The organism is Metabacillus sp. Hm71, assembly GCF_051842955.2.
Classification (GTDB): Bacteria; Bacillota; Bacilli; order Bacillales; family Bacillaceae; genus Metabacillus.
This window is the reverse complement of the sequence record NZ_CM200278.1, coordinates 1293967-1317317: the sequence shown is the minus strand read 5'-3', so window position 1 is coordinate 1317317 and position 23351 is coordinate 1293967. Positions and strand designations below refer to the sequence as shown.

Here is a 23351-nt window from a genome sequence, read left to right as displayed (position 1 = left end):
GATTCCCCTCCAAATTTAACCGAATCTGCCAGTAATATAATCTTCCGTTCTCCTATCTTTTGGCATCGAAAAGATCACATCTGTTGCATCATATTCGACAATTTCACCATTTAAGAAAAATGCTGTTTTATCAGATACACGTGCAGCTTGTTGCATATTATGAGTAACAATCACAATGGTATAATCTTTTTTCATGTGTGCAATCAATTCTTCTACTTTTAACGTGGAGATTGGATCTAATGCTGAAGTAGGCTCATCCATTAGAATAATTTCAGGCTTCATCGCAATCGCACGTGCAATACAAACACGCTGCTGCTGACCACCTGATAGCCCTAACGCCGATGTTTTTAGACGATCCTTCACTTCATCCCAGATTGCCGCACCACGTAAGCTTTCTTCAACAATCTTATTTAATTCATGTTTATTTTTTATCCCTTGCATCCGGGGGCCATATGCTACATTATCGTAAATACTCATCGGAAATAGGTTTGCTTTTTGAAAGACCATACCTACCTTTGTTCTTAATTTTATGACGTCATTGGTTTGGTAGATATTTTCGTTATCAATGATAATATTGCCGTTAATCTTCACGCCATCAATTAAATCGTTCATACGGTTTAGTGTTCGTAAGAATGTTGATTTACCGCAGCCAGAAGGACCAATTAAGGCTGTAACTTCCTTCTCTTGTATATCCAATGATACTTGATAAAGGGCTTGTTTTTCTCCATAAAACAAATCCAAATCTCTTACACTAATTTTCGCTGTACCATCTGATTGCTGCTGCATATCTGCCTTTCCCTTCTTTACAGGATTACGTTCAAACATTGTTATCGTCATAACATTCACCTCATTTAATAATCAGCTTTATTTAATTTCTTTGATATAAACGTCGCTGAAAGGTTCAAAACCAATATGATCACAATTAAGACAATCCCAACTGCCGCTGCCAGTTCAATGTCCCCAGACTCCTGTGTAACCAAATAAGAATGAACGGTTAATGTTCTCGCGGATGAGAAGATGCTGTCTGGCATCGCTGCCACCGTACCAGCTGTTAAAAATATCGCAGCTGATTCACCAACAATTCTTCCAATGGAGAGAATAATTCCAGATAGGATACCAGGCATTGCGCTTGGCAAAATGACTTTATATAAAGTTTGCAGCTTAGTCGTTCCCAAAGCCAGAGAGCCTTCTCGATACGAATGAGGGACGGTTTTTAATGATTCTTCAGTCGTTCGGATAATGACAGGCAATACGATAATGGTCAATGTCAATGAGGCAGCGATAATAGACATGCCCAATTTTAAAGTGGTCACAAAAAAGACTGCCCCGAATAAACCATAAATAATTGATGGGATTCCTGTTAAGCTTTCTGTTGCAAAACGGATCACTTTTACCAATCTCCCCTGTTTGGCGTACTCTTGCAAGTATACAGCAGCCAAAATCCCGATTGGGGTCGCAATTAATAATGAGATGGCAATTGTATAGATTGTCGTAACAACCATCGGCCAAATGCCGCCATCTCCCGTAGGAGAATAATCACCTAAAATAAAATCGATGTTTATCAATCGATATCCCTTATAAAATATATAACCAACAATGGTAACTAGAACGGCAACAGTCAAGAAAGCTGATAGCCAAAGCAGTCCACGCAATAAGTTATCTTTAACCTTTCTCAACTTACTTACCACCTTTCGCACTTATTTTTGCTAATACAAAATTCAACAATAGGATAAAAGAGAATAAAACAATCCCTGTGGCAAACAGCATTTCTTGATGTGTTCCAAATGCATATCCCATTTCTAATGCAATATTAGTTGTTAATGGACGAATACTATCTGTTATGCTAGTAGGTATAATTAAACTGTTTCCTGCTACCAATATGACAGCCATTGTCTCACCGATCGCTCTTCCCAAGCCTAAAACGATCGCAGCCATAATTCCTGACTTAGCTGCCGGGACAACGACTTTAAAAATAGTCCCTATTTGAGAAGCCCCAAGTGCTAAAGACCCTTCACGATATGTTTTTGGAACTGCCCGAATGGCTGTTTCAGCTACAGTAACAATCGTTGGAAGCATCATAATAGCAAGAACAAGAATAACGGCAATCAAGCTTTGTCCTTTCGCTAAGTTCAAATTATTTTGCAAAAATGGGACAATGATGGCAAGGCCGAATACACCATATAAAACCGACGGGATACCTGCTAACAACTGCACAGCTGGCGAGATGATTTTTGCGATGCTTTTTGGCGCGATTTCTGCTAAGAATATTGCTGTAAATAAGCCGATAGGGACTCCAATGATTAATGCACCAATTGTGGCATAGATGGATGCCACAATCATTGGTAATATCCCAAATTTGTCTTCACTTGGTACCCAATCCACTCCGAAAATAAAGTCTATAAAATTATATCCCTTTGCCATAAATGGCAGTGAGCCTTTATAAAAGACAAATCCAATGATTAACAATAAACTGAAAACTGAAAGAAGTGCACAAATCAGAAATATTCTTGCTGATACCTTCTCCAGTAAGTACTTCCTTTTATTTGATTTTCCAATAACCTCTTGTTTTTCAACAGGTAGGCGTGGCATACGTCATTCCTCCAAGATCATGATTACACCTGATGTTTATGCTTAACACATCACTATTACATCAGTGAAATGGTCATTATTTTACTGGTATAGCTCCTGATTCTGCTACAATGGCTTGTCCCTCTGCACTTAAAATATATTCAATGAATTGTTGTCCGGCATCCGTTAATTGGCCATCCTTGTGGACAAACAAAAATGGACGGGATAAACGATATTTTTGCTGAAGAACATTCTCTGCTGTTGCCTCGACTCCATTTATTTTTACGGTTGAAATAGAGGGATCAATATATTCAAAGGAAATAAACCCTACTGCATACTTATTGGTTGCTACAGTTGTTTTAATATTACCGTTACCGCTCGCAATGATTGAACTTTTCACTAATTCGCCTGAAGAATATCCGACTATTTCCTGAAATGCATCACGCGAACCTGAGCCATCCTCCCGGGAAACAACCACAATTTCCATATCATCTCCCCCAAGCTCTTTCCAATTCGTCACCTTACCAGTAAAAATATCCTTTACTTGTTCCATCGTAAGATTTTCAACCTTATTACTAGGATGAGTTACCACGACAATTCCATCATAAGCAATGATTGTCTCTATTAGTCCACTAGCTTTTTCCTCTTCTTTCAAATCACGCGAAGACATTCCAATCTCTGACACACCGCTTATCGCATTTGTAATACCAGCAGATGAACCGATCTGATTGATCTCTATATTAACCTCATTTTTTTCCTTATATTTTTCTGCAATTTTTTCAGCTAGAGGTCCTACAGATGTAGATCCCGAAATAGCAATTGTATCTGAACTATTATTAGTAGATGATTCTGATTCATGATTACTATTATTACATGCCGATAAAACGACAACTAAGAATAGTACCAATAAGCTGATCGTTGACTTACTCTTAAACGTCATTTTCAAACCTCCAAGATGTTCTATTGGCAACTTCTTTCTTTCATGTTTTTATTAACCCAACATTAAGAATAAACACGTTTTGTAAATGTTTTATGGGTTTTTTGTAAAGGTTTTGTAAATTTATTAATCATGGGTAAATTTGGTTAAGGTAGTGTTAATAAATATCAAACTAATAGAGGTAAATTCATCTCATTTCTTTCACAACTTGGCCATCCACTTTATGACCCGCTAAATATCAACTCTTTTGGCTGTACAATAAAAAAATGCCAGGTTCATAACTTTACCTGGCATTTGGAATCAATATGAAATAACACTTATTAACCGTACAACACTTGAAGGCTCGAGTTCTTGTTTATTCAATACTTGCAAAATTGGCCAAGTCGTCTCTGTTACCAATAACAACTAATAGATCTCCTTTGTTAAGAGTCATATCTGGTGAAGGAGATATGATAATTTCCTCTTCCCTGACAATGGCAATGACACTAACATTATATTTAGCACGAATGTTAAGTTCCTTTAAACTTTTTTCCGCCATTTTTGAAGGAATCATAATTTCCTCTATATTGTATTCTTTTGACAGTTCGATGTAATTCAGCATATTAGGTGATAGGAGCTGGTTAGCCACTCTTTCCCCCATATCCCTTTCAGGATAGATAATCCAATCAGCGCCAATACGTTCTAAAACCTTTCCATGACGCTTGCTTAATGCTTTGGCGATCACTTTTTTTACGCCCAGGTCCTTAAGAAGCATAACCGTTAAGATACTGGATTGCATATCATCCCCGATCGCTACGATGACACAATCAAAATTGCGAATCCCAATTGAAGTGAGTGCTTTCTCTTCAGTAGAATCTGCTACGACAGCATGGGTTACATATAATTCTGCATCCTCAACTCTTTCTTCATTTATATCAATTCCTAAAACTTCTTGTCCTGCTTCATTTAACCGTCTTGCTATACTTGTTCCAAACCTGCCAAGGCCAATTACTGCGTATTGTTTTATAACCAAAATCAATCACTCCTGAATGTTAATGAATTATCCAATCATAAGATTTCCTTTTGGATGACGAAAAGCTTCTGATGTACGTCTCTTCGTAATGGCAAACCCAAGGGTTAAAGGACCCAATCTCCCTGCAAACATAGTCAAAATAATAATGATGCGACCAATAGGTGAAAGCTCAGGAGTTAATCCCATTGATAAACCAACAGTACCAAATGCAGAGGCAGCTTCAAATAGATACATAATGAAATTTTGCCCCTTATCGGTAATACTCAATAAAAGAGTAACAATAATCACAATGATTAAACCACTGATGGCAATGGTAAATGCTTTTAATATGGTTTCAATCACAATGCGCCGTTTAAATAAAACAACATCCTCTTTTCCTTTAATTTGGGACCAGAAAGTTGCCATTAATACAGCAAATGTCGTAATTTTAATCCCACCGGCAGTAGATCCTGAACCAGCTCCGATAAACATTAGCAGGATTGTCAGGAATAAAGTAGAATGTGTTAAATCGGCTATTGGCAGCGTATTTGAACCAGCAGTTCTTGGAGTAACCGCATGGAACAATGCTCCTAAAAATTTACCGAACTCGGATAAAGGACCTAAAGTTTTAGCATTTCCATATTCAAATAGAAAGATTAGTATCGTTGAACCCAATGTTAGAATGAGTGTAGTAACCAATACCACCTTTGTATGGATAGATAACCGTCGTGTTTCACGATACTCATAAATTTCGTTCATGACTATAAACCCTAAACCACCTAACGTAATCATCGCACAAACAGTAATAACCACAATTGGGTCGTCAACATAAGCCGTTAAGCTGCGATATTCTCCCATTAAATCAAAGCCAGCATTATTGAAATTAGAGATGGCATGAAAAAAGCCATAATACATTGCTTTTCCGACCGGCATATCGAAAGAAAAGCGAATCGATAAAATCATTCCTCCTATCCCTTCAATTAATGCAGTAAAAATCAAGATTCGTTTTACCAACTTTACAATTCCAGCCAGGTGGATATTATTAAATGCCTCTTTCAATAATAACCTTTCTTTTAATGAGATTTTTTTTCCTAACAAAAGAAAGAAAAATGTTGCAAAGGTCATAAACCCTAATCCGCCAATTTGAATAAGGGTTAGAATGACCAACTCCCCAAAGGTTGAAAATGTATCACCCGTATCAACCACAACAAGACCTGTCACACATGTTGCTGATGTCGCAGTAAATAAAGCATCCAGAAACGGGAGACCACTTTGATCTTCTGTAGCAATAGGTAGCGTCAATAATAATGCTCCTATCATAATAACAACAGCAAAGCCCAATACAAGGATTTTAGGTGGATTAAGAAAGTCTTTCGTTTTATTCATTTTTTTCTCCTAATTGGTTAAATAAATTTGAAATTACTCTTAATATCTCCATAAAGGATGTAACTATTGATAATTAATTTACAAAAAGACAGGGAGCATCCACATTAAATCTAAGATGTTACAGGGTAGCAATATTGACATTTCTTCTTCACCGCCATCTGAAATTAAGGCAAAATAAATAGACCTACGTATGTTTAAAGATACTAATTTGTTCTTTTAACACAACAAAAAAGCCTCCTTAAATAGGCGGTCTTATGACCTCCTCCGCTTTAGCCGACGAAGTTAGCTGACGGGTAGGATGGCGAAAGAGTCTCTCATCCCTTCTGCACATGCAGAATTAACCCCAAAATAATGGGTCCTCCGTTCTCAGATTCCCTGAGATTTGGCCGATATAAAGTTTGAAATTTATGTAAATCATTCTACGCCTGTAAGATCATCTTTGTAAATACGTAAAAAGAACAAATTATCACCAAAACAATCCAAATCTATTCATATACCACAAATTTTATTGCTATATCTCAATCTAGCGCATTAATTCTTCGTTTTTTTTAAATTTATTATCATTTTGTAAAAATTAATCATATTCCATTGACAAAATGCTTAATTGGACATTATGATAACACCAAGTTTCAAACAAATGAAGTAAAAGGTAAGCAATCAGAGGATTCCTAAACATCTACTTTATTTTTTCCATTAGAATAACAGATTATTATATTATAAACATAATAGGTACTGAATACCCTTTACTAAAATGCTTTAAACTTGCATGTTGATTTCAGCTAAGTGAATTAATAATTAACATTGATTAATAAAAAATGAATTTATTATTTTTTTAAAGGTGGATATTATGGAGAAAACATCTTATCGATTTGTCATTAATGCAATTGGCAAAGGTGGAGAAACATATTATACTCATTGTCAGGATAAATACGCTTTGAAGAAATGGATAAAAGAACACGAAAATGATCTCATAATGGATGAGCTAAAGATTACGGATAAAAATAGACATCCATTATTAAAGTTTTTCCCTTTCGATAAGTTAAAATAAGGATCATCTCAAAACATTTTATAAAAAGACCGGTCAACATAATATTTACAGAGAATAAAAAGCTCAACCCCTTGTTTCAAAAGGATTTGAGCTTTTTCCTATCTCTCCTCTGCTCATAATTTAAACCCAATTAAATAATAGATTTTATTTTTTTCCAAAAGGTTCAAAATACATATGTTTATCATGACTTTACTACCAATTTATACCATGAAGTCGTTGTTAACCTAAATTAATTTAGTAGCTAATAAAATAATTCGATATTAAATAATTCTGTGGTGGATGTCTAAGGACATAAAGGCTTTATATATATTTCTTTCACAATAATGCGTTATTGGAGATCAGAAATTAGTTTGGATCATTGATTGGTTAGTTAGAAGCTTATTTAGAAAAGAACAAAAGCGGAAGTGTCTTGATTCCTTCAGGCAATAAGACGACTTGGAATAGAAGGCGCTCTTTGCCTTCTATTCCAAATTGGCTAGACCATATAGAGGGGCTAGGCGCTGAATGATTAGTCCCTTTTTTATAATCTTATTGAATTAAGGTGCAGGTAGATCAATTAGTTTTATTCCATTTAATGGCCCGTTTATTGGACAATATCACCAAGAATAAATGAATCCTTTATCCAAAATTAGTTACATAATGAGAGTATCATTATCGGACACAACATAAAGTTAATGAAAAAAAAGATGCACACTTCATATAGTAGATATTCATCTTCTTTTTTGTTTGAAGGGTATATTTGTCAACAGCCCCGGCTAAAAGATCCTTTTATAATGCTTATTGAACTATCTAATAACAGGTTGGTTAATAGTGCCATACTGAGAAAAACATGACGTTTTAAAGTGGCTCCTCTACCACCGTAAAATCAACTCGAACCTTCTGACATCTTCCTCAAACCATACAGGAAAATGTTTTTCGTTGGAGTCAATTAAATAAAGAGGTATTTGTTTCCCAATTTCCTCCTGGGCGTGCCATATAATCATCAGGGTTGTAAAATTCATCTTCTTCCCATAAGTGGCCACCAACATACAAATTTTCATTATCTTTAACACGAACGATCTGTTCCCTATAATCTAAATACACACTTTTCGCAGAAATGTTAACCCCATCTGATTCTCTCCACATCTCTCGTGGTACTGAGTCTGTATTTGCCCAAAAATCACCATAAATTTCTACATTTGCACCTGGATCGGGACCGGTACTTTCGCAATAAATCCCATGTAGCTAACTTTAGCAAGTTTACCCATAACTTTTTCATCTCCTTTAAGAATTCTCATTAAATCAATATTAAAATACAATTGGTTTAATTCGGAAATGAATGGCAATAAAAGTATTTGTGGTAAATCTAAATTCCCCCAAATTTCCCCAATTACTATTTAAGAAAACAAGCTATTATTAGGTATTCATGTTAAAATCCTGCAATGCTATTAGGGGTAAAGAAAATTGAGTGTACTACAAATGGACAGAGTTTTCTATTTAAGAGCATTTGATTCCTTTTGAAAATGAGCGAAAATATTGGTTATCCATTTTGATACCAACATTACAAGTATATATCCCAAGAAATAGGTAGAAATAGTTTATTCCTTGATTTGTTTGGAAAATTCCTAAGATAGACAAAAATGGTCTCCATAAAAAAGAAAGAAATAGGCAAACACCTGTTGCAAAAAGGTAGTAATATTTGTTATGGTTTAGTGTCTATTGGTAAACCAACATAAAAACTACTGGAGCAAAAGCAGCATCTAAGGAAAAGCTGGCAGTTGAAAAAGGATTTAGTACATATGGATAGTTCCATAATTCATTTGCTATTGCAATTTCATCGAACTAAGTTAACCAAACATGAAAATTAAAACCAAAAAAGCCTAAAAGTAATGCCTTTCTTCGGTCAATAAAAAAATAAAGGATCGTTAACGATAATACAAGTACACCTACTAAAAACCAAAATTGCCATGAATTCAAATTGGAATACTGTTGCCAATAATCAAACTACATCTGTAAATTGCCTTTTTAATTTACTGATTTGTTCAATTGCTTCGTTTGTTCAGGTCAAAGTAGTTCTCCTCTTTCAATAATGGAATGAAAAGGATTGTAAAAATAGGGTTAATTATTTATTTCCTTCCTATTGGTTAGTTTGTCTTTATCCAGTGTTGTAGGTGGTTGCTCTAACCATCCATTTTGAATCATAATATCTGCTCCATCCTTGGCAAATTGAGCAATTTCAAGTGATAGACGTTCATAATTTAGAATAAGATCACTTCTTTGACTAGCAGCTGCTGCAGTTGCATAATTACCTGTTCCTGCTGCACTCATAAATCCCATGTGAAAAAGTGTCAGTTTATCTGAAAATGGTGGTATTGTTGAATCAGTAATCGCAATATCTGATGAAACAGGTGATTCTATATCATTATTTAGAAGTGCTTTTGCAAACAATTGAGCATGCTTTTTTGAAATATCTCTTCCTCTTAACATCCATTTTTGAATGTTTTCCCTTGGTGATGTTTGAGCAAAACTAATCGCAAGCTTACTTCCTATTGTGTTAGTTTGAATGTTCATGTATAAATGGGATATTTCAACAGCATTTAATGGTCGTTGTTTGCTGAAAATAGAAGTACCACTTAAATATTTTTTACTGTCTACATAGTCCGTTGATGTTGGATAAGCTATATAAGGGGCTCTAACAAATAACCCTTTTGTAAGCAAAACCTTTGAGCTTCGCTCAAACAATTCCGATGTTTCATTTAGAGCTTCTCTATAATAAGCTCTCATATCATCCCTTGCACTCATGGAAACAAATCCACTATATCCAATCAATCCAAGCTTTGCCATATGGTTTATATAAATTAACATAAAAGGGTCTGTATAAAGACGTGGGGCGTTCATATTTACATCTTCATTTGTAAATCCTGTTGGTATTGGAATCAGTTCTTCCTGAAATATGATTGTTAATTTTTCTAAATGGGTAGATGAAAGGTCATAAGCAAATGCGATAACAGATTTAATTTCTTCATCTTCTACATCTTTAAGGAAATAACCTAAAATACATTTGGACATACTATCATTCATGTAGGCAGTCCAAATTGAAGCAATTTCAGCCGAAGTTAGTTGAGTATGATGTTCAGTCAAAATTCGATACCTCCAAAGAATATTATTTCATGGCATGAATATATTCTTTGCAAATAACCGTATATTATAACAAAAAGGGCTGTCTAAAAAGTCCATTTTAGTGTAATATATTTCAAAATTTAAAACCCAAGAATGTTGATATAAATGCATTCTTGGGTTTTGCTTTTTTCAAGATTTGGGTTGAAAACTTACTTTTCGGACAGCTCCTTTTGTTACTTCTTGTCTGGCTAACCCAATAGATAATTAGGAATTTATGTTTATAGCAATTAACGTAAAAAAAACTCACCAATAATAGGTGAGGATGGCAATAAAATATGCCGAATAATGACTTATTTAATATAACATTTTTAGAGAAATACAACAATGCATGAATTTTTTTCTACTTTACAAAGTAAAATGTCCACTTTAGGATCTTAAGAATGCTTTGTACAAATACTCAGATAATTTTTTTCTACCGCAGTCAATGCATCTGCTTTGGTAACATGAACAGTACCAAATGGATGATTAGGAGATCTAGATGGTTCAGATTTTGGAGCCAAATTGTAAAAAAATACGATTCTTAAGAAGATTGCTTTCCATGATCTACGACATTCCTCTGCTTCTTATTTATTGAGTAAAGGATTTAGTATGAAAGCTATTAAAGAACGACTTGGCCATAAAGATATTTCAACCACAATGAACCTCTATCTATACTCACGTAACTAAAAAGATAGATTCAGACTTAGGAAATGCGTTTTTGGAGGTAAGAAATTAGTTTGGTCAGTTGTTTGGTCAGTTAGACGGTTGTTTAGACAATAAAAAAGGGTTCCTCATTTACGAGAAACCCTTTTTTATCAATGATTTAACAACGATGACCTGTGAGGGACTTGAACCCCCGACCCCTTCCCTGTCAAGGAAGTGCTCTCCCACTGAGCTAACAAGTCGTTTTATTTAAGTTACATTTTATATTATATTTCTTGCTTTCTCTTTAGTCAACCTTTTTTCATAAAAAACATATCTTGGCTTAGCTAAATCCCACACCTTTCGACTTATTTCCCGGAAAATAGGAAAAACCTGATTAGCCTCGTATCGAGGATCAGGTTTTTCGTTATGTTATGCTTGTGCCGACATTTGTGGTTTGTTATGGCTGTTCCGTTTCCATATATATTGTAAAGCAAATAAAGCGGCAAACATGATCAATCCAGTTATATCGGAAATGCGTTCAGGATAAATTAGTAGCAATCCTGCGATACAAGCAAGGATTCTTTCCAGCCAATACATGCCTCTCATCCAATATCCGATTACCCCTGCACCAATTGCGATCATGCCTATGGTTGCGGTAAATACAACCCAAATGACTTCAAGCCAAGTTGTATCGATCATGAGCAGTTCTGGTGAAAGGACAAAAATGTATGGAATGATAAAGGCTGCGATGGCTAATTTTGATGATTCGATTCCTGTACGCAGCGGTTCTCCTCCCGAAACACCAGCGGCAGCAAAAGCCGCTAATGCAACTGGCGGGGTAATATCTGCTACAATACCAAAATAGAACACAAATAAATGGGCTGGTAAATCTGCTACACCTAATAAGATCATCGCTGGAGCTGCAATGGTTGATGTAATAACATAGTTTGCAGTTGTTGGCGCCCCCATTCCAAGAACAAGCGATGCGATCATAGTTAATATCAGTGTTGGAATTAATAATCCTCCCGATAGGTCAATTAATCCGTTTGCAAGCTTTAGTCCTAACCCGGTTTTTGTCACAATTCCCACTATAATTCCAGCAGCCGCAGTTGCTGCAGCAACACTTAAAGCAGTTCTTGCACCATCTACTAATGCATAAACAATGTCAATGATTTTCATTCTTGCATCTTTATTAATAAACCCAACTACAATCGAAATAAGAATGGAATACAAAGCAGCATGTGTTACGGTTATATTTGACATAAGCAAAATGATGATCGCAATAATTGGAATTAATAGATACCATTTTCCAAATACTTCTCTCCTGCTTGGCATTTCTTCTTTTGTTAGCCCACGCAGACCTAATCTTTTCGCTTCAAAATGCGTCATAATCCAAATACCAGCAAAATAAAGGACCGCTGGTATTGCAGCAGCTTTTGCAATATCCCAATAGGTGATCCCATTTCCGATAAATTCAACCATTAGAAATGCTGCAGCCCCCATAATTGGCGGCATCAATTGCCCGCCAGTTGAAGCTGAAGCCTCTACTGCTCCCGCAAATTCCTTCTTATAGCCAAGATTTTTCATCATTGGAATGGTGAAAGCACCTGAGGTAACAACATTGGCAACTGAACTTCCGCTGATCGTACCTTGAAGAGCACTTGAGAAAATGGCCACCTTTGCAGGTCCGCCAATCCTTCTGCCTGCAATCGCAATAGATAAATCATTAAAATATTGACCAACACCTGTTTTAATCAAAAACGAACCAAACAATAAGAAAAGGAAGATAAAAGTTGACGAAACAGCTAATGGTGTTCCTAATATCCCTTCTGTTGTAAAGAACATCGTTTGAACGAGTCTTTCTAAAGTTAAACCTCTGTGTCCGAGAAACCCTGGCATATAAGCTCCATAAATGCCGTACAGCAAAAAGATCACTGCAATGATCGTAATTGGCAAGCCAACCGCACGTCTAGTTGCCTCCAAGACTAATAGGATTGCAATCAAGCCAACAGCAAAATCAAGCGTGTCGAGCCTTCCAACACTCATGACAAGATCTTCAAAAAAGATTGGCCAATATGCTCCAACACCAATACTTAAAATAGCTAAGATGATATCGTACCAAGCAATTTGCAGCTTACCTTTCTGCTTTTTCTTTCGATTTGCCGGAAAGAGCAAGAAGATTAAAGATAGCGCAAAGCCTAAGTGCACTGTCCGTTGGATTTGTGCGGTAAAAACACCAAAAACTGCTGTATATAATTGAAATAAAGAGAATGCCAGTAATCCAATAAAAGCGATCCATCCTAAGATCCCGGTAAGTTTCCTCGTTCCAGCTTCTACATCATATTTTTCAATCAGTGCTTGCTGCTCTTCTTCCGTTAATACTTTCATTTCTTCTTTTTCAGCCATTGATGCTCACTCCTTTCAATTGTTGCCATATCGATAATTTTGTGACAGAAATTCTTACCCATGTTCCAGGCTTTATGTAGTTTGATAATGTATATGTCTTATCTTTATAAATAAGTCGATGATTCGCTCTAACTTGTCCAATTCTCAAATCAATAAATGGAAAAGAACGATTCATATTCCTTATATAGTATCTTCCATCAACTTCCTCAAACACCTCATCCCCTTCTGCATTAGAAGGCATTCCGACCGCAAAATCTTCATAGGAAAGCTCTGTTTGAACGATATGTTTAGCCGATAAACGATATGATTCAAATACATCCGAAAGATGGATGGAATGTGTATACTGTATTTGAAAGGATTTGTCCTGTTTAAGCGACAAATAGGCAAGTAATTGCCCTTTATCCTCATATGTAAACGCAATCACTTGTTTATAAGGAAAGAAAAACAAAAATGCGCTGAAAAGGAGCATGGTGACCAAAAAAAGCACACCAGTCATCCATTTATTTCTCAATGATTATCCCACCTAAAAAACGAAAAAGGAAATCGATAGATCGCAGGGCGATCTACCGACTAATAAATATTTTACTTGGAAACACCTTTTTCTTCAAAGTATTTCGCTGCACCTGGGTGAAGCTCCATTTTCCCTAAGCCTTCAAGTGCTGTTTCTGTTGTAATGAATTCACCTTTAGCATGAGTAATCTTATCTGTATTGTCATACAATGCTTTTGTCATTTCATAAACTAAATTTTCATCAAGATCCTTTGAAACAACTAACATTGCTTTAACCGCAACTGTTTTTACATCAGATTTAATATTGTACGTTCCGCTTGCAATCGTTTCTTCTGAATAGTAAGGATATTTCTCAATCAAACTTTGAATTTTATCATCTTCTAATGGCACTATCACAACATCATTTTGTGCAGATAATGCTTCTACAGCACCAGTTGGAGTACCTGCCGTAACAAATGCCGCATCAATTGTGCCTGATTGAATTCCATCTGTTGACTCATCAAATGAAAGGTTCTGTGCTTTAATATCATCAACTGTTAACCCATGAATCTCTAAAATTTGCATTGCATTAATATAGGCGCCAGATCCAGGTGCACCTACTGAAACTGCTTTCCCTTTAAGATCCTCAACAGATTTTATTCCGCTATCTGCTGTTGTCACAAGTTGTACAGTTTCAGGATAAAGTGATCCGATTGCTTGAATATTATCAATTGGATCCCCTTCAAACATTTCTTTTCCTTCAATTGCATATGCTGCAATATCCGTTTGTGAGAATGCAAGCTCCGCCTCTCCAGCTCTCAACGTATCCATGTTTTCTGCAGAAGCACCAGAGGTTTGTGGTGTAATTTGCGCATCGGTATTATCAGAAATAATTTTTCCAATTTGTCCACCAAGTGGATAGTATGTACCGCCTGTACCACCTGTTAATAAGCTTAAGTTTTGGCTTCCTCCCTCGTTGCTGCTTGAGCCTTCGCCACCTGACGCACTTTCATTGCCGCCGCTGCCGCATGCTGCTATCAACATGGAAAGTGTCAACAACATCACAAACAAAAGTCCCTTGTGACTCTTTTTCATAAAATTTCCCCCTTTTGTTATATAGTGTAAAAGCATACAATCTTATCTTAACATATGAAACAATAAAACTGTCAATTACGATAATTTTGAAAACAAGCGGTTTCTTGTCAAAAAATCAAGTAATTTAGCAGGTCAGCCTTATTAATTTTTTTTACCTCAACTCATGAAAAACACTATTTTCGTATAAACATTCTATTTTTCACCAACTCTATGTATAAATCTAGTATGATCTATTAAAGAAGTTCTTGTCTTTATTCTTGTAACATTATTTTACATTTATTTTTTGGTATCCTTCAAAAAAAAACTGACCCAAATGAGCCAGCTTTATCGAACACTTTCTTTTCTATTTATCTGTGGCAGCTTCTCGAGCGCCTCTGCAAAATCCTTGATTAAATCATCCACATTTTCCAAGCCTACGCTTAGTCTAAGCAGCCCATCTGAGATTCCGCGTTTTTCACGTTCCTCTGGAGGCATTGCCGCATGAGACATTTTCGCTGGATAGGATAGAATCGATTCTACCGCCCCTAAGCTTACAGCAAATACCGGGAGCTTAACGTTTTGAACGAGTGTTTTCACTGCTTCCCCATCTGCTAGTTTAAATGAGAGAACCGCACCGGCTCCTTCGGCTTGATATCGTTGTGTTTCATAGCCAGGGTGAAAGCTTAGTCCTGGATAGTAAACTTCTTCTACTTTCGGATGCTCACTTAAAAACTTTGCTAGTTTAAGTGCTGATTCAGAGGATTGCTTTAGGCGTACATGCAAGGTTTTTAACCCTCTTAATACAAGCCAAGCATCCTGTACACCTAACACAGCACCAAATGCATTTTGCAGCTTATATAGTCGTTCTCCTATTTCAGCATCCTTCACAACAGCAAGTCCAGCGAGTACATCACTATGGCCTGCTAAAAACTTTGTCGCACTGTGTAAAACAACATCAACACCTAATTCCAGAGGTCTTTGCAGCTCCGGTGTTAAAAAGGTGTTATCCAAAAAGGTTAGACAGCCATTCGCTTTTGCAAGATTAACAATACCGCGAATATCTGTCACCTTTAGCAATGGATTTGAAGGTGTTTCCATATAAATAACCTTTGTATTTGGACGAATTTCTGATGCAACTTGATGAAGATCTGTCATATCAACAAATGTATGCTCAATGCCGAATCTCGTTAAAACATCGGTGATAATTCGAAACGTTCCGCCATACACATCTTCGGTCACAAGGACATGGTCCCCTTGAGAAAGCAGCAGAAACGCGGTTGAAATAGCCGCCATTCCTGAAGAAAAAGCTAGTCCTCTTGTTCCGCCTTCTAATTCAGCAATTGCCTGCTCAAGCGCTTCACGAGTTGGATTGCCTGAACGTGCATAGTCATATTTTCCAAATTTATCAACATCAAATTGATGAAAGGTTGAGGAATGGTGGATCGGTACACTTACCGCTCCTGTCCCTAGGTCTACCTTTGCTTCATTGTGCAGCAGCTTTGTTTGAAACGACCACTCATGATTGCTCAACAGTTTCAGCCCCTTTCATCTGTTTAAAGCTTTGCGCTAAATCTTCCATAATATCCTCTGCGTGTTCAACACCTACTGAGAAACGTAACAGCCTATTACAGACGCCATTGGCAATTCGAATTTCCTCTGGAATATCCATATGCGTTTGTGTCGCCGGATACGTAATAAAGCTTTCGATTCCACCTAAGCTCTCTGCAAATGTAATCGTCTTAAGACTCTTTAAAAATGGATTTACCCATGCCTCATCCTGTAAACGGAATGACAACATTCCACCCTTACCTGGATATAAAACATCCCGCACATCTGGATGCTCCTCTAAAAAGCTAGCAACAGCTTTGGCATTTTGCTCATGCTGTCTCATCCGCAGCGACAAGGTCTTCATGCCGCGCATTAATAACCAGGAATCAAATGGAGATAACACGGCACCAATCGCATTTTGATGCTGGAAAAACTCTTCGCTTAATTGTTCTCCCTTTGTCACGACAAGGCCGGCCAGCACATCATTATGTCCGCCTAAATATTTGGTCGCACTATGGATGACGATGTCCGCGCCATCTAGAATTGGTGTTTGAATAACAGGTGTATAGAACGTGTTATCGACGATCACTAATAAATTGTGTTTTTTTGCTACTGCAGCAAGTGCCTTAATATCAGCTTCCTGCATTAAAGGATTTGTCGGTGTTTCGATAAATAAAGCCTTCGTTTTTTCAGAAATTAATTTTTCTGTTTCAGCCGGGTTTGTAAAGTCATCATATTGAAAGGATAAGCCATATTTTTTCCACTCTCTTTCAAATAAACGATATGTCCCGCCATACAGGTCAGAAGATACGATTAGTTCGTCACCGCTCTGAAAGAGGGCCATAATCGTTTGGATCGCAGCCATCCCTGAGCTGAAGGCAAAGCCGCGGTCACCGTGTTCTAAATCAGCGATTGCTTTTTCCACTAATAATCGTGTCGGGTTTCCAGTACGTATATAATCAAAGCCTGTAGATTCTCCAATTCCTGCATGTCGATAGGCTGTTGAAAAATAAACAGGGGGATTTACCGTACCTGTAACATTTTCACTGCGATTGCCGATTTGTGCTAATTTCGTTTCAATTCGTTGATTCATGTCTGTCACCATCCTAAGTGAGTTATTTTTCTAGATTATGATCATGAGAGGAAGCATTTTTAGACTTTTAAATAAAATAAAAAGTCTTCCCCGTTAAGAAGAAGACTGTGTATTTGGATGCGCTTCTTCTTATCTCTCAAGCATAATGCTGGTGTGGCTTGCTGGATTTAGCACCTTGGCACTCGGAAGATCTTGGTGGTTATGAAATCGTTGATTTTACATGTTGAAATTAGGAGGCTTTTAAATAGTGTTGTTTGGTTTTTTACAGCACGCAAGTGCTTGCGGCTTGCTTTGGCAAGCTTGGGGCAGATAATGAAAAATGCTTCGAACAAACAAAGGCGCTTTGTTCGAGTCATTTTCCATTATCTGCCCGTGCTGTAAAAAACAACATAGAGCCTCGCTTTAAACATAGCAAAATTAATATTCACCAGATCTTCACTCGTTTTGACCGGTTGCTGAGGCTTCATTGGGCCAGTCCCTCTGCCTCTCTTGATAAGAATGTATGAAATTTTTATCGTTTACTTTTTTTACTACTTTACATGATTCAAGTAAAGATTGCAATAATATTATTGCAATAGTTTGATATCTTCGACAATTTTTTCAATTTAGAAGGACATGAAAGAGATGCCTCACCCGAAGGAGGCATCTCTTTCATGATTTGTAGTTAATTTGATTCCGATAAATTTCATTTCTGTCATATCTTCAATGGCGTATTTAATTCCCTCTTTGCCAATACCGCTTTGCTTGACACCGCCGTACGGGTGATTATCCTGACGATATGTCGAGATTTCATTAATCCACACACCGCCCATTTCCAATTGGTCTGCAACGCGCATTGCCCGATCAATATCCCTTGTAAAAACACCTGCTTGCAAGCCATAAATCGAATCATTGGCATATCCAATGACTTCCTCCTCGCTCTCGAAAGGAATGACAGATACAATTGGGGCAAAAACTTCCTCAGCAATAATTTTCATATTTCGATCCACATTTGTCATGATCGTTGGCGCAAGTACCGTTCCGTTGCGTTCTCCGCCTGTTTCGATTTTTGCCCCTTTTTCAACCGCATCATCGATCCATTGCTTAGCCCGCTTTGCTTCTTTTTCGGTAATCATTGGGCCGATCTCTGTGTCTTCTTCCTTCGGATCACCAATTTTCAAGGCACTCGTTTGCTTTATATATTCTGACAAAAATGGCTCATAAATGCTCTTATGAACATACACTCTTTGTGCTGAGATACATACTTGTCCTGAAAAAGCGAAAGCACCTTTTACTAATTCTTTCACAGCACTTTCGATATGAGCGTCTTCAAACAAAATATTTGGCGAATTGGAGCCTAATTCCAACGTTACTTTTTTGAAGCCTGCTGACTCGCGAATTTTCCTTCCTACCGGCAAGCTTCCGGTAAAGGTAATTTTATGAACCTTTTCATGTGTGACAAGCGGTTCACCAACCTCTTCTCCTGTTCCCATTAACAGGTTTAATACTCCATCTGGAAGACCAGCCTCTTGAAATAGCTTCACGAGCTTATAGGCGGAAATAGGTGTTTTTTCAGCAGGTTTAAAAACAATTGTGTTTCCGGCTGCAATTGCTGGTGCAAGTTTATGAAGGGACAAATTTAAAGGAAAGTTAAAAGGAGTGATGGCACCCACAACACCCAGCGGAATTCGTTTAACAAACCCCATTCGGCTTTCACCGCCAATTGCCGCATCCATCGGAAGAACTTCACCAGTAATATTCTTGGCAAGCTCTGAGGCGAAACGCAAAACCTGAATGGAGCGGTTAATCTCATCGCGGCTGTACTTGATTGGTTTTCCTGCTTCCTGCACGATCGTTTCCGCAAATTCCTCTGCTCTTTCTGTCAAAAGATCGGCAGTCCGTCTTAAGATGTCAGAGCGTTTATGAGCAGGCATAAATTTCATGGTCGAATGAAAGGTTTCAAAGCTATTATTGACCGCCTCTTCAAGATCTGTACGAGTCGCTAACGCAAGTTCTCCAACTTTGTCTTGATTATAAGGGTTATGAACAGCCAGTGTTTCACGATTGTTTTCGTTCCGTTCTTGACCATTAATGATAGATCCGTATCGCATCATGCTTCCTCCTATCCTAGCAAAGAATTTTTCCAAGCTTCTCCGTTAATTTCATGTTTTCACTGTAATCAACCGGGCAATCAATTAAGACTGGCTTTTTCATTGCAATAGCTTTTTCTAACGCTTGCTTTAACTCTCCACCCTTTTGGATTTGAATCGCTTCAAAGCCATATGCTTTTGCCAGCTGGATAAAATCAGGGTTTCCAAATTTAATATAAGAAGAACGCTTAAACTTTTTCTGCTGATGCCATTCAATCAGACCATACCCTTCATCTCTCCAAAGTAAAACAATTATAGGGAGATTTAGACGTTTCGCTGTTTCAAGCTCTGCACCTGTCATCTGGAAGGATCCATCACCGCAGACTGCTACGACATTTCGCTCAGGGTGGACAAGCTTTGCCGCGATCGCTCCAGGAACCGCAATCCCCATTGAGGCAAGTCCATTTGAAATCAGACAAGTATTAGGCTGATACGTATGATACATTCTCGCCATCCACATTTTATGGGCACCGACATCAGAAATCACAATATCCTCTTCGTTTAGCACAGAACGTAAATCGGAAATGATTTTTTGCGGCTTTACCGGAAAGCTTTCGTCATCTTTAAATTGCTCAAGCTCATCTATTGCTTGCTTGCGAACACTTAATACCCAATCATTATTTCGTTCCATTGAGGAAACGACCTCATTTAGCTTCTTTATATTTTCATTGATATCACCAATGACATTTAATTTGACTGGATAATGGGCATCTGTTTCAGCCTCTTCTGTGTCGATGTGCAAAATAGGTGTCTTTGCTTCCGGATTCCAGTTTTCCGGAGGGTATTCTGCCATATCAAAGCCTATCGCAATAATTAAATCAGATTGATTAAAACCGCACGTAATATAATCATTGCCGCCCATTCCCGCTGTAAGCAAGCTAAGCTCGTTTTTCCACGATAGCGCCCCTTTCCCCATAAACGTATGGACAACAGGGATCTTTGTTTTTTTAACAAGGGTTAACAAACTTTCTGAAGCATGTCTTCTCGTAATTCCATTTCCTGCCAGAATGATCGGACGCTTTGCTTTTTCAATGATCGCTGCCGCTTCTTTGATCACACCATCATCTGCTTCCGATTTCGAATGATGAATAATTTCGAGTGGAGATGCTTCAATCTCCATATCGGCAATATCCTCTGGAAGATCAATATGTGTTGCTCCCGGCTTTTCCTTTGTCGCGACATGGTATGCTTTACGAACCACCTCAGGTACAATCTCGGCCTTTTTAATCTGGGCATTCCATTTTGTTACCGGTTCATAAAGATCAACTAAATCATAATATTGATGTGAAATTTTATGTTGGCGGTCTAACCCAGCCTGACCAGTAATCGCAATTAACGGATTCAGATCCATATTCGCATTGGCTACACCAGTTAAAAGATTTGTTGCTCCCGGCCCTAAAGTCGCCAGACAAACACCAGGCTTATCGGTAAGCCTTCCGTATGTACCAGCCATAAAGGCCGCACTTGTTTCATGTCTCGTTACAATAAATTCAATATCCGAATCCAGAAGTGCGTCCATAAGGTCGATGTTTTCTTCTCCAGGTATCCCAAAAATATACTTAACACCCTCATGTTCAAGACATTTAACGAATAATTCAGCAACTCTCATTTGTAAACACCCTTTGCAGATTAGTTCGATTCTATTTTTTAGTTTCCTTAAAAAGATGTTTTTTAAACTGATTTTTGAAAAATAATGGATTAAATGGTTTATTGGACAAAAAATTAGGGAAGTCAAATGGGGTAATCTGTCTTTAATTCCATGTATAGGTAAGGCCCATAGATTGTATGGTTTAGTAGTATTGATGAAGACTTAATGTTGAAGATGTCAGGGAGTGTCTATAAATTCTAAATAAAATCAATTAATTGATGAAATTTTACATTCTTGTACCACCACCATCGAACATAGAAGTACCTGAATATGGAACTAACAAAAATGGAGTATAATAATTAATGTGATTATATACTCCATTTTTTATCAATTTCCATTTTTTACATTTTATTAAGACTTAAGTGTCTTCTTTGGTATCAGCCAAGTTATCTATAAACCCATGTTTTTCAGAAGCCGGCATTTTTTCTTCAAATTTTTTATTTTCTTCTGCTGAAAGGCGCAATTCTCCTTGAAGGCCTTATAATTTTGGAATAACCGGTAACAAAATATGTGAAGGGTATTTCTCATTATGATAAATGGTTTGGGTGGCAGTATTAAACTTATTACCTTCCAACATAGTTGTACCATTATTAAAATTTACATCAAAACGCGGAAAATTGCTTGATGAAATCTCAACCCTAATTTGGTGACCTGCCAAAAATACATTACTCGTTGCCCATAAGTCGATTACATAAGGAATAATTTGATCTTTAATAATATTACGTTCCTTTTTATAGCCTTTACGAAAAGATGAACGAACAATACCGTCCGTTAAATTATAAGCGGTTCCATCCGGAAAAACATCCACTAATTTTGCTGTAAAGTCAGTGGAGCAGGCATTGGTTTTTGCATATAGAATTACCTTAATTGGACCTGTAACTTCAACAGCCTCTGTTAAAACATTACTCGTATAGACTAAAATATCTTCGCGTTCTTCTACAGTTCTTTGATCAATCGGACCAACTGAATGCAATTGATCAAAAAGTGTTCCTCCACCTATACTTGGTACTGGGTTTGATGGGTCAAAAATATATCGGTCTGTTGGTTCTTCTTTTGGCATTTCAACGGACAATCTACCGTCCCCAAATCTAGTATTAGCTTTCCCTTTACTATGGAAGTAGAAAGGGATATACTCAGTTTGCGGAAGCGGCCATGTGTCTTCTTCACGCCATGTATTTGTACCCATTACAAAGATTTTTACAGGTTTTTCTTGGAGAATATTTGTTTCTTTCTCTTTTAACCAATAATCAAACCAACGTAGGTGAAGATCTGTTAAATCTTCCTTATAGTCAATCCAGGCCTGGGAAGAATGTTGCCCGAATCCTCTTTCCCCAATCTGTGAACTAAAATCACCATGCGCCCAAGGTCCTATCATTAACTTTTGTGGCTGATCTACAAACTCTTTTAAATAAACATAGTTTGCAATAGTAGGAGCTAGAAAATTATCAAACCAACCTCCTAAATGAAAAGCGGGAACTGTTATTCCTTTTAATTTTTCAATTCCTAATGAAAATTCATCCCAAATCTTATCCTCCATTTCACACTCCAGCATGTCATAAAAGTACTCGGCTACACCCAGCTTCCTTAATGCAGGCCATTCTTTAATAGGGTAGAAGCGAAATTCCTCTTCAATATTATCTATTGTTTCAGCTAATTGAAGTATCTTATGTTTATACTCTTCCGGATCGGTAAATTTACGTCTTATCGCATCTGGCGCAATAGATTCTAAAGCCCAGGTCATATTCATTCCCAACCCATACGCTCCATTTTGAAAAAAGCTTCCTGCTCTTAAGTCATTAAATGTCTGGGCAGGGAAGATGGCCTTTAAATGAGGCGGATTTTCAGCAGCGGCAAGTAATTGTGTAAAACCGTAATAAGAAAGACCAAACATCCCTACCCTCCCATTCGAATATGGAAGCCTGGCAGCCCACTCAATAGCTTCAAACCCATCTTTTCCTTCATATTTAAAAGGGTAAAAATCACCTTCTGAAGCAAAACGCCCTCTTACATCTTGGATAATAACTACATATCCATTTTCAACTAAACGGTTAGTGTCCAAATAGCGGTGAGAATAATATGGATCATTCTTATTATACGGGAGACGGGTCAGTAATATCGGATACTGTTGACCATCGTAAGGACGATAAACATCAGAATATAAAATGGTTCCATCAGATAGCAGGCAAGGTACATTTTTTTCTACTATTATTTGGTGTTCCCCCAATTGTTCTCCCTTCCCTTCTGCAACTGC

General features: G+C 37.3%; 18 protein-coding genes, 1 tRNA gene and 2 riboswitches. Of the genes, 2 read left to right on the top strand and 17 right to left on the bottom strand.

The window, feature by feature from the left end:
* Positions 1 to 15 precede the first annotated feature (15 nt).
* The 6 genes from pstB to ACSVDH_RS06535 form a co-directional block, all read right to left on the bottom strand.
* Entirely contained in the window at positions 16 to 786 is a 771-nt protein-coding gene (pstB, locus tag ACSVDH_RS06560) for a phosphate ABC transporter ATP-binding protein PstB (RefSeq protein ID WP_439249152.1), read from the bottom strand.
* Positions 787 to 851: 65 nt separating this feature from the next.
* Positions 852 to 1676: a phosphate ABC transporter permease PstA gene (pstA, locus tag ACSVDH_RS06555; RefSeq protein WP_299094008.1), complete on the bottom strand. Its 825-nt coding sequence runs from the start codon at positions 1674 to 1676 to the stop codon at positions 852 to 854.
* 1 nt (position 1677) lies between these two features.
* A complete protein-coding gene (gene pstC / locus ACSVDH_RS06550) occupies positions 1678 to 2589 on the bottom strand; it encodes a phosphate ABC transporter permease subunit PstC (protein WP_439248936.1) in 912 nt (303 codons plus the stop codon).
* 76 nt (positions 2590 to 2665) lie between these two features.
* Complete coding sequence (locus ACSVDH_RS06545) at positions 2666 to 3508, bottom strand: phosphate ABC transporter substrate-binding protein (protein ID WP_439248935.1); 843 nt, start codon at positions 3506 to 3508, stop codon at positions 2666 to 2668.
* Positions 3509 to 3860: 352 nt separating this feature from the next.
* Positions 3861 to 4517, bottom strand: a complete 657-nt coding sequence (locus tag ACSVDH_RS06540; protein WP_299094011.1) for a potassium channel family protein — start codon at positions 4515 to 4517, stop codon at positions 3861 to 3863.
* 27 nt (positions 4518 to 4544) lie between these two features.
* On the bottom strand, positions 4545 to 5882 hold the full coding sequence (locus ACSVDH_RS06535) for a TrkH family potassium uptake protein (protein ID WP_439248934.1): 1338 nt from the start codon (positions 5880 to 5882) through the stop codon (positions 4545 to 4547).
* 257 nt (positions 5883 to 6139) lie between these two features.
* Positions 6140 to 6280, bottom strand: a riboswitch (cyclic di-AMP (ydaO/yuaA leader).
* Positions 6281 to 6729: 449 nt separating this feature from the next.
* Between ACSVDH_RS06535 and ACSVDH_RS06530 the strand changes: the two genes are divergently transcribed.
* A complete protein-coding gene (locus ACSVDH_RS06530; RefSeq protein WP_439248933.1) occupies positions 6730 to 6930 on the top strand; it encodes a hypothetical protein in 201 nt (66 codons plus the stop codon).
* A gap of 924 nt (positions 6931 to 7854) precedes the next feature.
* Here ACSVDH_RS06530 and ACSVDH_RS06525 read toward each other — a convergent pair.
* Both ACSVDH_RS06525 and ACSVDH_RS06520 read right to left on the bottom strand, forming a co-directional pair.
* Positions 7855 to 8055: a hypothetical protein gene (locus tag ACSVDH_RS06525; protein WP_439248932.1), complete on the bottom strand. Its 201-nt coding sequence runs from the start codon at positions 8053 to 8055 to the stop codon at positions 7855 to 7857.
* Positions 8056 to 9027: 972 nt separating this feature from the next.
* The gene (locus ACSVDH_RS06520; protein ID WP_439248931.1) at positions 9028 to 10050 is read right to left on the bottom strand and encodes a DUF3231 family protein; all 1023 of its coding nucleotides are present in this window, start codon (positions 10048 to 10050) and stop codon (positions 9028 to 9030) included.
* 555 nt (positions 10051 to 10605) lie between these two features.
* On the opposite strand from ACSVDH_RS06520, the gene ACSVDH_RS06515 reads away from it, so the two are divergent.
* Complete coding sequence (locus ACSVDH_RS06515) at positions 10606 to 10755, top strand: tyrosine-type recombinase/integrase (RefSeq protein ID WP_439249151.1); 150 nt, start codon at positions 10606 to 10608, stop codon at positions 10753 to 10755.
* A 146-nt stretch (positions 10756 to 10901) separates the two neighbouring features.
* Here the strand turns inward: ACSVDH_RS06515 and ACSVDH_RS06510 are convergent.
* From ACSVDH_RS06510 to ACSVDH_RS06470, 9 genes are all read right to left on the bottom strand, one after another.
* Positions 10902 to 10973, bottom strand: a tRNA-Val gene (locus ACSVDH_RS06510).
* A 169-nt stretch (positions 10974 to 11142) separates the two neighbouring features.
* Entirely contained in the window at positions 11143 to 13119 is a 1977-nt protein-coding gene (locus ACSVDH_RS06505; RefSeq protein WP_439248930.1) for a TRAP transporter permease, read from the bottom strand.
* The gene (locus ACSVDH_RS06500) at positions 13112 to 13630 is read right to left on the bottom strand and encodes a DUF1850 domain-containing protein (protein WP_439248929.1); all 519 of its coding nucleotides are present in this window, start codon (positions 13628 to 13630) and stop codon (positions 13112 to 13114) included. The genes ACSVDH_RS06505 and ACSVDH_RS06500 overlap by 8 nt, the downstream gene beginning before the upstream one ends.
* A gap of 71 nt (positions 13631 to 13701) precedes the next feature.
* Positions 13702 to 14703, bottom strand: coding sequence for a TAXI family TRAP transporter solute-binding subunit (locus ACSVDH_RS06495; RefSeq protein ID WP_439248928.1), 1002 nt, complete (start codon positions 14701 to 14703; stop codon positions 13702 to 13704).
* Between the two features lie 324 nt (positions 14704 to 15027).
* A complete protein-coding gene (gene metC / locus ACSVDH_RS06490; RefSeq protein WP_439248927.1) occupies positions 15028 to 16212 on the bottom strand; it encodes a cystathionine beta-lyase in 1185 nt (394 codons plus the stop codon).
* Complete coding sequence (locus ACSVDH_RS06485; RefSeq protein WP_439248926.1) at positions 16199 to 17323, bottom strand: methionine biosynthesis PLP-dependent protein; 1125 nt, start codon at positions 17321 to 17323, stop codon at positions 16199 to 16201. The genes metC and ACSVDH_RS06485 overlap by 14 nt, the downstream gene beginning before the upstream one ends.
* Positions 17324 to 17682: 359 nt before the next feature.
* Positions 17683 to 17822, bottom strand: a riboswitch (SAM riboswitch).
* A gap of 130 nt (positions 17823 to 17952) precedes the next feature.
* A complete protein-coding gene (locus tag ACSVDH_RS06480; RefSeq protein ID WP_439248925.1) occupies positions 17953 to 19416 on the bottom strand; it encodes an aldehyde dehydrogenase family protein in 1464 nt (487 codons plus the stop codon).
* 13 nt (positions 19417 to 19429) lie between these two features.
* Positions 19430 to 21061: an acetolactate synthase large subunit gene (locus ACSVDH_RS06475; RefSeq protein WP_439248924.1), complete on the bottom strand. Its 1632-nt coding sequence runs from the start codon at positions 21059 to 21061 to the stop codon at positions 19430 to 19432.
* A 517-nt stretch (positions 21062 to 21578) separates the two neighbouring features.
* Positions 21579 to 23324 (bottom strand): CocE/NonD family hydrolase, encoded by a 1746-nt coding sequence (locus ACSVDH_RS06470; RefSeq protein WP_439248923.1) that lies wholly within the window; start codon positions 23322 to 23324, stop codon positions 21579 to 21581.
* Between the last annotated feature and the right edge of the window lie 27 nt (positions 23325 to 23351).

Excerpts from the sequence above, each read along its gene's own strand:
- pstB (WP_439249152.1), bottom strand. The coding sequence starts at position 786 with ATGCAGCAGCAATCAGATGGTACAGCGAAAATTAGTGTAAGAGATTTG.
- pstC (WP_439248936.1), bottom strand. The coding sequence starts at position 2,589 with ATGCCACGCCTACCTGTTGAAAAACAAGAGGTTATTGGAAAATCAAAT.
- ACSVDH_RS06545 (WP_439248935.1), bottom strand. The coding sequence starts at position 3,508 with ATGACGTTTAAGAGTAAGTCAACGATCAGCTTATTGGTACTATTCTTA.
- ACSVDH_RS06535 (WP_439248934.1), bottom strand. The coding sequence starts at position 5,882 with ATGAATAAAACGAAAGACTTTCTTAATCCACCTAAAATCCTTGTATTG.
- ACSVDH_RS06530 (WP_439248933.1), top strand. The coding sequence starts at position 6,730 with ATGGAGAAAACATCTTATCGATTTGTCATTAATGCAATTGGCAAAGGT.
- ACSVDH_RS06525 (WP_439248932.1), bottom strand. The coding sequence starts at position 8,055 with ATGTGGAGAGAATCAGATGGGGTTAACATTTCTGCGAAAAGTGTGTAT.
- ACSVDH_RS06505 (WP_439248930.1), bottom strand. The coding sequence starts at position 13,119 with ATGGCTGAAAAAGAAGAAATGAAAGTATTAACGGAAGAAGAGCAGCAA.
- ACSVDH_RS06495 (WP_439248928.1), bottom strand. The coding sequence starts at position 14,703 with ATGAAAAAGAGTCACAAGGGACTTTTGTTTGTGATGTTGTTGACACTT.
- ACSVDH_RS06485 (WP_439248926.1), bottom strand. The coding sequence starts at position 17,323 with ATGAATCAACGAATTGAAACGAAATTAGCACAAATCGGCAATCGCAGT.
- ACSVDH_RS06480 (WP_439248925.1), bottom strand. The coding sequence starts at position 19,416 with ATGATGCGATACGGATCTATCATTAATGGTCAAGAACGGAACGAAAAC.
- ACSVDH_RS06475 (WP_439248924.1), bottom strand. The coding sequence starts at position 21,061 with ATGAGAGTTGCTGAATTATTCGTTAAATGTCTTGAACATGAGGGTGTT.